General features: G+C 35.9%; 4 protein-coding genes and 1 pseudogene. All 5 read left to right on the top strand.

Features of this window, described 5'->3' with window-relative positions:
• Nucleotides 1-345: pseudogene (locus B0A78_RS05680) on the top strand (outer membrane beta-barrel protein); the annotation flags it as partial.
• Between the two features lie 18 nt (nt 346-363).
• The gene (locus B0A78_RS14835; RefSeq protein WP_249030948.1) at nt 364-570 is read left to right on the top strand and encodes a hypothetical protein; all 207 of its coding nucleotides are present in this window, start codon (nt 364-366) and stop codon (nt 568-570) included.
• Nucleotides 537-1,094 carry an outer membrane beta-barrel protein gene (locus B0A78_RS05675; RefSeq protein ID WP_317044835.1) on the top strand — a complete coding sequence of 186 codons (558 nt, stop codon included), beginning with the start codon at nt 537-539 and terminating at the stop codon, nt 1,092-1,094. Before B0A78_RS14835 ends, B0A78_RS05675 begins: the two co-directional genes overlap by 34 nt.
• Nucleotides 1,095-1,271: 177 nt before the next feature.
• Nucleotides 1,272-3,185, top strand: coding sequence for a T9SS type A sorting domain-containing protein (locus tag B0A78_RS05670; protein ID WP_097609459.1), 1,914 nt, complete (start codon nt 1,272-1,274; stop codon nt 3,183-3,185).
• 12 nt (nt 3,186-3,197) lie between these two features.
• A partial coding sequence (locus B0A78_RS05665; RefSeq protein ID WP_097609458.1) for a SpvB/TcaC N-terminal domain-containing protein occupies nt 3,198-12,184 on the top strand: 8,987 nt, incomplete at its 3' end.

Here is a 12,184-nt window from a genome sequence, read left to right as displayed (position 1 = left end):
ATTTATAAAATATATCCTTACAAAGGCTTCAATGCAGGAACAGGGGTGTTTTATTCTAAAAACATAAATCCTAGTAATATAAATTACACTTCTAATGAGTACGAGGGTAGATATGATACTACGAAACGACAATTTTATAGAGACGCATTACTGGGCAGTGATGACTTTAGCTTATCTTTTTCTCTAGGATATGAATTACCGTATGATTTACATATTGAGGGTAGATATTATTTAGGATTAGGTGATATTATAAAAAACAAAACCGCATCATTTCAATTTATAGAAAATTACAATAGAAGTTCTATCATAGGTCTTTCTATAGGGTATAGTTTACATAATTGGTAATATTAAAAAATAAGCAACATGAAAAAATTTATAGTTCTTTTGTTTTTTACAATAGTTACTCATAGTCAAATTGGAAAAGAAATTAGTTACGGCTTTTACGCAGGTGCTGTATATTCAAAAATGAATAATATACAAAACACAATAATCCCTCCTAACATTTACACCAATTTTTCCACGACCGAAAAAGACAAATTTGGGGCTCTAGCTGGTCTTTTCTTTTCCTAAATTGGAAATACCCACGAGCCAATATAAGTTTTCAACCAGAAATATTTTACAGTCGCCAAGCTACCGATTTTAATTACAACGACAACAAAGGACTAAATTACCAAATAAAGTTTGACTATCACAATTTAAATTTAGGATTCTTATTCAAATATTACATCCATGAAGGATTCTATTTAGGCATAGGCCCTAATGTTGCTCTAAATCTTCATAGAAATAATATTAGCTATACTTCTAATGGAGCTGAAATGGAACAAAAATACGGAGTCTCCTTTACTCCAGATCCCATTGTCCAGAAAACATTAAAAGAATCTCTTGAGGGAACCGACTATTTTCAAGGTATTTTTGGTATTGGTTATGAATTTCAAAACAAACTAGTTCTTGGTTTTCGATATCATTTGGGTTTAACGGATGCTCTAGAAACTAAAGAAAATGGGCACCGATTTATGGATAATAAAAATAAAACCAATGCCTTTTCATTGCACATAGGATACAAATTTGATTTTGATGATTCAAATAATTTCTAGCCGTATTGTGTTCTTCTTATCAAATCATAAAAGACAATAATGTAACTCAATGATTCTTACAGCAAAGTATATACTCTTACTATTTAAAAACATTACTATAAATAATGTAAAAAATAGACAGTCCCATCCCGTATTAAAATAAAGCTATCTATTATGTATTATAAATAAACTACACGCATGAAACTATATATACCCTTTTTTATCCTTATAATATCTATAAAAAACTTTGCTCAAAAAGGTCCCGCACAAGTAAAAAATCCTTACATCTGGATAACAGCAGATAAAAATGAAAATAAATTCATTTTAAAAAATCAGTTAGACCCTAACGCTATTTTGTTAAAAAAGACAGAAGGAGTTGTAATAAATAATCATCCCAGCATATTTTTTGATGCAAGCCAAGATACGCTAACCTTTAACATACCAAAAATAAATTATCAAACTGTTTTTTTAGTTTATAAAGTAAAAGACAGCTTAACCGAACAAATACTATGGAATATTTCTGATCAATCAAAAAACATTACTTTAACAACCACAGAAAGATTAGCCAACCTCACTAATTTCAAATACAATTCATTAAAAAACAAGTCCGAATACTCCTCAGCTATCCATTTTTATCAACATACAAAATCAAACCTAAGCGATAATAACAAATACCAAATCTCTATAGGTAAAACAAAACACAACCTATCAATACCCGCTCGTTCTTTAAAAGGATATATTAGTGAATGTATTGTATATGACCGATTTCTTAACAGCAACGAAATTAACAAAATCGCAAGTTATTTAGCTATAAAATATGGTATTTCTTTATCTCAAAAAGAACTACAAAATTACACAAATAGCAAAGGAAAAATCATTTGGAACGCTCTTGAAAACAAACACTATTTAAACCATGTAACAGCCATAGGAAAAGATGAAGCATCACTCCTTTTCCAAGACAACAGTCGTAATATTGAAGATGAGTTAACAACCATTGATTTAAGTTCTATTAAAGAAAGTGTTCCTGATAATAGCTTTTTGTTTTGGAGTGATAATGCCAAACCATTAAAATTCAAACAAGAAGAAGGATTGCCTAAATTACTAGAAAGAAAATGGCTTATGTGTATTGATTCTACTATTGATAGTCATAAAATAAAATGGCAATTTAATTTAAAAAAAATAACAAACTTAAAACAACCCGATACAAAACCCTGGTTAGTAATAGATCCTACAGGAAAAGCAAAATGGGATTCTGACGAAATAATATATAAAAAATTAGAAGAAAACTCAGACGGAACTACAACCCTAAATAACTACAATTGGGATAGCAAGAAAAACAAAAAAATCGTTTATACATTTCAAATGGCGCCAGATATGTTTGCTAGAGTAAAAATTACTCAACCTAAATGCGGAATATCTGATGGGTTTTTAAAATACACAATTATTGGAGGCAAAGCCCCTTATACTATAACGTTAATTAACTACGACACTAATAATGTTGTTAAAAAATGGATTCATGACAACAACACTTCAAACATCGCAATACACTCTGGAAAATATAATTATATAGTCGTTGATGCCCGCGGAACCATTTACGAACAAAAAATATTTATTTCAGATCAAGACATAACAAGTCCTAAACTACAAGAAACATTTACCCTAAATGACACCCCAATAGTCATAAATGCAAACGATTATTTACCAAAAGGAAACTATCAATTTCAATGGTTTTTAAATAAAGAATTGATTGCGAATGACAACACCATAATACTAACAAATCCAGGCAATTATCAATTAATTACAAAACATGAAAATGACTGTGAAACCGTTACTAACTTTCAAGTAGAGGTGAATAATAATAATAAAAACAATCAAATAATAGCATTACCCAATCCTAGTGAAGAGGGCCATTTTAAAATTTTTGGAAATTTCAATACTATTACAAACGCAACACTATATATATACAACTCAGCTGGAGCCCTAATAACAACAGAAAAATGGTCTGGAAAAACCCAATATATATATAACGGTCATATTCCTACAAGTGGCGTTTATATAGCAAAAATAAGTACATCAGAAGAAGAAAAATCAATAAAAATAATAATAAAATAAACTATTACTAGAATGAGCAAGAAAATATACTTATTTTTTCTATTAATTGCTGGCATAGTTTTCGCTGCAAATTATAATTACATCAAGAAAACAATAATAAATAAACCTGCAAAAGTTAACTTAATAGCAAATAAAAAAACATTTTCAAACACCATCCCATCTAAGATATTAATACATAAATCCGATATAAAAGAAGGAATTATAGGCCTTAATACAAGCCAAATTATAGATGATGCCTTTGATAATTTATTTCATATTCAAATACCCCAATTGCCTACTAATGATCAAACAGTATTCTTAGAATACGACTTATATGGTTATAAAAACGGAACATCTATTATTAAAAGCATCAATAACACCCAAAGTACCGGTGGAAACTTTATTGCAAAAAACAACCAATGGTTGCATCAAAAAGAACAAATAAGCAATAACATCATAAAAAAAGGAAATAATGTACTTTTCTTTAATGCTCCAGAAATAAAAAACAACCAATATAAAATAAAAAACGTTACACTAAACTTCTACAAAAAGGAAAATACCCTTCAAAAATTTGAATTATTCCGTTTTGGAAACAAACTCTACATTGCCGGATTTCAACCCGAAAAAAACACAACATTGTATATAAATGACAAAAAAATAAATACCATTAATCAACATTTTGAAACCGAAATAGACTATACCAATCAAAAAGAAATAACCTGTGTAAAAAAAGAAAACAACACAAACACTATAATTCCTATATCTATAAATAACTTTATCCCTGTAGATTATTACATCCCTTTATACAATAAAAACATAAAAAAAGAGCACACAATAGGTATTAATGGTGGGATTATAAACAATTCAAATGCTAGTTTTCAGCTAGAAAAAGATATAATCAAAAAAAACACATTATTTTCCATAGAAGCCCTCCATACAAAAGATATTGCACCGTTAAACCCTTCAATGGTCAATGTAACTCAAAATTCTTTTGCTTACAGATTATTACCCCACGGAATACAATTCAAAAAACCTGGAAAACTTACAATTCCTTACGACAAAAAATTAATTCCAGAAGGATATACAGAAAAAGACATAAACCTCTTCTTTTTTGATGAAAAGAAAAGACTATGGAAAGAAATTCCTAAAGACACATTACTAACCCATGAATCTAAAATAACAGGAAAAACCACCCATTTTACCGATTTTATAGCAGGAATTATAAAACTACCCGAATCACCCGAAACCTCTGGCTATACCCCTACAAGTATCAAAGATTTAAAAGCAGCCTCTCCAGCCGTAGGCATAACCCCTATTACCCCACCTACTGCAAATCCAAACGGAAGTACTAGCACCAATTTCCCTATAGAAATTCCAAAAGGCAGAACAGGCATGCAACCCTCACTAGCCCTACAATACAGTAGCGAAGCCGGACATAGCTGGACCGGACTAGGATGGGCAATAAACCTACCCAGTGTAGACATAGAAACCCGTTGGGGAGCACCAAGATACGATGCGAGCAAAGAAACCGAAAGTTATACCCTAGCAGGTGAGGCACTCTTGCCGAACGCTCATAGAGAAGCTTGGACAGACAGACAAACCAATAAACAGTTTTATCCTAGAAAAGAAGGCGCTTTCCAAAAAATAACCCGTAAAGGAAATAATCCTACAAACTACTATTGGGTAGTAACAGACAAAAGCGGTACAACAACTTACTATGGTGGTACCCCATCCGGCATAGATAACACGGCTATTTTGCAAGATGCCAATGGCAATATAGGCCATTGGGCAATTACTTTACAAATTGACTTAAAAGGAAATACGATAGCCTATCAATACGAAAAATCCGAAGGCGAATTATATATCAAAAATATATATTATACCGGCAAAAACGACCAAAAAGGAGCATACAACATACACTTTATTAAAGATACAGATTTAGGAGAACCCACTAGAGAAGATGTACAAATAGCAGCACGATTAGGTTTTCAGCAAACCTCTAACAAACTATTGCGAAAAATAGAAGTCAAATTTAAAGACCAAATGATTCGTAGCTACGGACTTACCTATAAACAAGGCGCTTTTAAAAAAACATTACTAAAAGAAATAGAAGTATATGATACAAAAGGAAATCTGTTTTACAAAAACTCCCTCGATTATTACGACGATGTACGCGATGCTAGTGGCAACTACACCCCTTTTGGCGAAGAACAAACTTGGAGCGTGCCTAATGACGGTATTACACCTGCTTTTCCCGCTTTCAAAGAATTCAAAGGAACTCACACTCTTACAGGAAGTTCCCGCTCTATTTCAGGAGGTTTTAATTATAGATTAGGAATTGGAATTCCAGGAGTTGGAACCTTAAATCAAAATACTTTAGGCGGACAAGGAGGAAACAACTGGAGCAATACCTCTACCTATGTTGCCTTAGAAGATTTAGACGGAGACAACTTGCCCGATAAAATTTTCACCAAAGGAGATAAAGTCTACTTTAGAAAAAACCTTGGGGCAACAGGTATAAACCAATTTTCAGACACATACCACGTCATTAATATTGGAAATGTTGGATTCTCTAGAAACTATTCCTATAATTACGGCGTCGATCTAATTTTAGGTTTTGGACAATTGGGAGCTAATTTAGGATATGATCGACAAATATCAAAAAACACCACCACCAGTTATTTCATGGATTTTAATGGCGATGGACTCACTGATTTTGCCGATGGCGGAACCGTTTATTACAACCGTTTAGTAAATGGCATCCCTACTTTTACCCCAAACAGTACAGGAACCCCTTCCCCCATAGTTAATGAAGGCGAGTTATTACTAACAGGCAATACACAAAACTCCGAAGCCGAAATAATAAAAAAGAACCCATTGCACGACATCGTACGCCTATGGCAAGCTCCAGCTACTGGATTTATACAAATTTCGCATATCTATAAATTACTAGAAGACACCTCCACTGATAGACAAAATTATAAAAACAATGATGGCACAGATAAAGCCGATGGTGTAACGTTATATTTTCAACAAAACAATAATTTAATCTGGTCTGAAACTATTGCAGCAACAAACTATCTATCAAAACAAAAACAAGACAATCTTTTTGTTACTAAAGGAGAACACCTCTATTTTAGAGTTAGTTCTATAAAAGATGGTAATTTTGATAACATCCTTTGGGAACCTACCATCAACTATCAAGACATAGACCCTAGTCATACGGACCCTAATGGCTTTAGTTTAAAAACTTACAATCCTAAAAAAGATTTTTTAGTAAGTTCACAAACACTTATCATGGTCCCAAAAGATTCTCCAATACGCTTTGATGGTATTTTTTCTAAAAAAACAACTTCCGATCACATCCTTTTAAAAATTATTTCCAATAGATTCAGTGTTGGCGAAACAGTTGTCTTTTCAAAACAATTTTTAGCATCAGAAAACATTACATTCAATTTTAACACCATTCCTCTTATAAATGCCCTAAAAGGCGACGGATTCAGAGTAATCATAGAATCCGAAACAAATATAGATTGGAAAAATTTGATATGTAACCCTTCCATTATATACAAAGACCACTCCGACAACCAAGAAACAAAACCCCTAGAAGTTACACATACAATTTATAATCGAGTAGATGACAAATACATCCTCAACCACATTATACCTAGTTCCAAAGGAAAAGCAACCTTTCATAATTACAGCGGAGTAATTCAATTTAATAAAGTTAGACCTAATCAAAGTTTTGATAGCGACATACTAATAACAGCCAAACAAGAAGAAAAACTAGTAGCTAGAATTAGATACAAATTAACAGATGGATACCTAGCTTACACACCAAAAGCAATTGATCTATCATATCCTTACGACAGTATTGTAGCTAACAAACCTATTAAAATAGAATACTACTTCAATAACAAAAATACTTCAACCCTCTTTCAACAAAATCATTCTAGCGCATTCCTCGTTATAAAAGATTCTGTCATAATAAAAAACAAAAAAACATTAGTAGAATATAATTATTTCAGCTCAGAAAACAGCTACTACGGCAATTTTGATGATGTCGAAAAAAAATTAAAAATCAGAAATAGAAATTGGGGCGTATTTTTAATTAACGGAAATCTAGCAGCCAATACCATTGACAAAAACCTTATAATATCAGATAAAAAACCCTACGATATTGACCCAAACAATATGCCAGACATCAGCGGAAACACATCTGTTACCCCAGCAACTCATGGACAATTTGAAGCCTCCAAAGAATACTTTATCCAAGCCCGAGGAAATTACGCTTCAAACAAATGGTTAGGCGCAGAAGATGCTATTTTTATCAAAGAAGAATATATTAGTTCAGCACGTCTAGGCGAAGATGATCTACAAAAATTCTTAGACACTTCCTTACCTACTGTTCAAGGAGGCGGCAGTCGAGCCTTATTTACCATATCAGAATCCACAAGTAACGCCTATGCTGCCGGCTTATCCGCTAGTTCTTCCGGGGCAGGTGCCAACTATTCAGAAGGCAAGTCTATCGTTATAGAAACTATGACCGATTTTAATGGAGATCGTTACCCCGATTTTGTACGCAATGGCAACGTACAATTTACAACCCCTAGAGGAGGTTTGTCTAACCTACAAAATAATATTGGCAATTTTAGCGTATCCATTATAGGAAGCAAAGGAGGAAGTGTCAATGGAAAATACAGTCATGGGAGTGCCAATTCATCTGATACAAAAACTAATGCAAAAACAACTGTGCAAAAAAGTTCTAATGATAAAAAATCAAATTCCGATGCCCAAAAAGCAGGAAAATACACCAGTATAAGCGGAAATATAGGCACAGGAAATGATTACTCCCAAAAAATACATACAGACATCAATGGTGATGGACTAACAGATCAAATTAACGATAACGGAATTGTTTTACTTAATACAGGATACCGATTTCTTCCCGATTACAATTGGAAAAACCTAGACAAAGGAATAAACGAAGGAAATTCATCCGATTTTGGAGCAGGATTAGGCTTTAGTTTCGCATCAGGCTCTATATCTGGAGGATTTTCTTATAATGGCTCTTCTAATGAACAATCTAAATCCTTTCTTGATATTAATGCCGATGGATTACCCGATAAAATAATTTACACACAAAACAACATCCTCATTTTCCTAAACCTAGGAAACGGTTTTGATACTAACCCATTACAATACCCAAAATACGCTAGTATGAGTAAAAACAAATCAACTAGTTATGGTATGAATGCTAGTTATGCTTTCGATTTTAGTTTAACCCCTATTCCTATTCGGATTGCTATACAAGCAGGGGCTAGCACCGGTAATTCAGTAAGCAAAATCGAATCTACTTTTAACGATATTAATGGCGATGGTAATTTAGACTACATAAAATCCGAAAACGAAGACAACCTTACCGTACGTCTTTCTAACATAAAACGTACCAACAAACTAAAAAGCGTAACTAACGCTATGGGCAATAGCTTTACCGTTGATTACGAATTTAAACCAAGCTCTTACGAAGCGAACGGAGCAAAATGGGTACTCAAAGAAGTAAACCTTTTTGACGGCCACACAGGCGATGGTGTAGACAACCTTATTAGCCGTTTTACCTATGAAAACCCTTATTACGACCGCCGTGAACGTGATTTTTATGGCTATGCCAAAATTACTACACAACAAATAAATGCTACCAACAATACCGTATATAACACCCAAATACAAGAGTTTTACAATACCGATTTTTATCGTAAAAACCTCTTAAAAAGCACTTTATTATTAGATAAAGACAATAAAAAACTACAAGAAACCAGCACCACCTATAGTATAACCAATGCTCAAAACCAAACCCCTATTACCGAGGGCTTGTTAAGCAACCCTGCCGCCGATTTGTTATCAGTGTTTATCGCACCTATACATACCCAAGAAAAACACTACGAAGCAGGCACCGCCTTTTTAGACAAAAACACCTATAATAAATATGATCCACAAGGTAATATTGTAGAATATACAGATTTAGGCAACGGCACACCACAAGATAAAGTAACCGCCAAAATAAGCTACCACAACAGCCTATCCCCTTATTACGATGGCATCCCTAAACAAATAGAAGTATTTACCATTGATGGACTAAAACGAAAACGAGCTACCCAAATAAACCCCGCAACAGCCGAGGTTATACAATTTAAAATGTATGCTAGTAACGACAAGGTAGCCATAACCGATATTGTATATGACACCTATGGCAATATTATAAAAATTACAGGCGCCCCTAATTACAAAAACCAACGAGCTCAAATTACCTATACCTACGACGATCAAGTCTACAGCCACATCACCCAAATACAAGACCATTTTGGGTATGCAAACAAAACGGAATACGACTACCGTTTTAACACCCCTATAAAAACCACCGATCGTAACGAACAAAGTACCCTATACACCCTTGACGACAAAGGACGTACCAGCACCATACAAGGCCCTTACGAAATAGCCAGTGGCAAACCCTACACCATTGCCTACGAGTATTACCCTACCGCAGAAGTACCCTATGCCAAAACCCGAAATTACGACCCTGAACTAAACAAAGACATAGAAACCTATACCTATATAGATGGGCTTGGGCGTACCTTACAGGTCAAAAAAACAGCCTCGCTTTTTGGCGGTATAGATGCCCCAGACCAAGAAGGTCATATTATATCGGGCAAGGTGGTGTACGATGCTTTTGGTAGAGCGGTAGAGAGTTTTTACCCAACCTTTACCACTACCCTAAACAACAGTTTTAGTACCCTAGCAAGCACCGTAAACCCTACTAAAACCCAGTACGATGCCCTAGGCAGAGCCACAAAAACAACCCTGCCCGATGGTAGTACCACCACCACCACTTTTGCCATAGAAAATTTTAAAGGCATAAATGCTTTACAAACCACACAAACAGACCCACACGGTAAGGTGGCAAAAACCTATACCGATGCCACTGGCAAAAATATAGCCACTATACAATATGACGGTGGCAACGAGCTACTTACCCAGTTTAGCTACAACGCCCTTGGCGAAACTGCCGCTGTTATAAACACTATGGGACAAACTACCCTAAGCACTTACGACTGGCTAGGCCGACGCACCCAGTACATACACCCCGATGCTGGTACTACCACCATTACCTACGACCTAGCAGGCAATATGACCAAAAGGGTAACTAGCCAAATAGAGCAAACCATGCCCGATGGCGGTATCCTATATGAATATGATTACAACCGATTAGAACACATAAAATACCCTAGATACCCACAAAACAATATAAGCTATTATTATGGTAGTGCTACCGAAAATGCCCCACGCCGTGGACGTATGTGGCTAGTAACCGATGCCAGTGGAGGTACCGAGTATTTTTATGGTAAACTAGGCGAGGTTGAAAAAGAAATAAAAACCCTACGCATAACCCCTACCGATAACCAAACCTACATTACCCAATACGAGTACGACACCTGGAACCGTTTGCAAAAAATGATATATCCTGATGGCGAGGTGCTTACCTACACCTACAACCGTGCAGGAAATTTACAAACAATGCAAGGCACCAAAGAAAACCAAACCTACCTCTATATTAAGCAACTAGCCTACGACGAGTTCGAGCAACGCAAGTACCTAAAATACGGCAACGATACCCAAACCCATTACACCTACGACCCCACCTTACGTCGTTTGCAACAACTAAACGTAAACAGTGGTAACCGTGCCATTATAAACAACACCTACACCTACGACCTTGTGGGCAATGTACTAGGCATAAAAAACACCGTACCTGTAGTAGCCAATAGCCTAGGCGGTAGTAGCCAACAAACCTACCAGTACGACGATTTGTACCGACTAAAAAACGCCACAGGCAGCTACAACGGCCAGAACAACCATGCCACCTACACCCTAGCCATGCGCTACAACAATATGCACAATATAGTAAGCAAAGAGCTACAACACCAGGTAAACGACACCCAAAAAGGCTACAAACTAAACTATCAGTACAACAACACCCAGCACCCCAATGCCCCAAGTATCATAACCGAAGACGGCAAACCCGAACCTCGTAACTACGAATACGACGGCAACGGCAACCCTACCCAATACCTAGAATTTAACAATTTTAGAAAAATGACATGGGACGAAGAAAACCACCTAATGGGCATAAACGACAACGGGCGTATGCACCTATACACCTACGACCACACAGGCGAGCGGGTACTAAAAAGCAGTGGCGACACCCAAAACGTAAGCATAAACGGCGCACAAGCCGCCAGCATAAACCATTTTGACAATTATACAGGTTACGTAAGCCCCTATTTTGTAATAAGTAAAGGCAAATTTACCAAACATTATTTCGAAGGCGCAGGGCGTATAACCTCCAAAATAGGACAAGGAACCTTTGCCCAACCTACCAAAATTACAGCAGGCGGAATAAACTATGCCCAATTAAGCACAGAACAACAACAGTGGTTAGACGACTATGTACGCAACCTAGGGCTGCCACCAGGTCCACCCACACAGCAAGGACTATACGCCAGTCCAGCCGCTACGGGAAAGCCTTACCCTAGCCCGCCCAAGCAAAACGCTAACCAAAACCAAGAAACACCCGAAGGCTGGCCTAGACAACCCGTGTTTAATCCCCCAGGCAATGTACCAGGACCACCCATACAGTTTGGCGATCCTATAAAACCCGCAGATGTAACCGCAGGCGATGGTTTTGTAGGCAACGGCTTGTTTGAAAAAGATATTTTTTATTACCATAACGATCATTTAGGAAGTACTTCGTATATTAGCACTATGAATGGCCAGTTGTCTCAGCATGTAGAGTATATCCCTTTTGGAGAGGTATTGTTTGAGGAGCATAGCTCTAGTTTTTCTATGCCGTATTTGTTTAATGGCAAGGAATTGGATAGAGAGACTAATCTCACTTATTACGGAGCGAGGTATTTGGATATGAAGACTTCCCTTTGGCTCAATATTGACCCACTAGCCGA

The sequence above is a fragment of the Flavobacterium columnare NBRC 100251 = ATCC 23463 genome (assembly GCF_002530675.1).
In the GTDB taxonomy this organism is placed as follows: domain Bacteria; phylum Bacteroidota; class Bacteroidia; order Flavobacteriales; family Flavobacteriaceae; genus Flavobacterium; species Flavobacterium columnare.
This window is presented reverse-complemented; position numbering and strand designations above follow the sequence as displayed.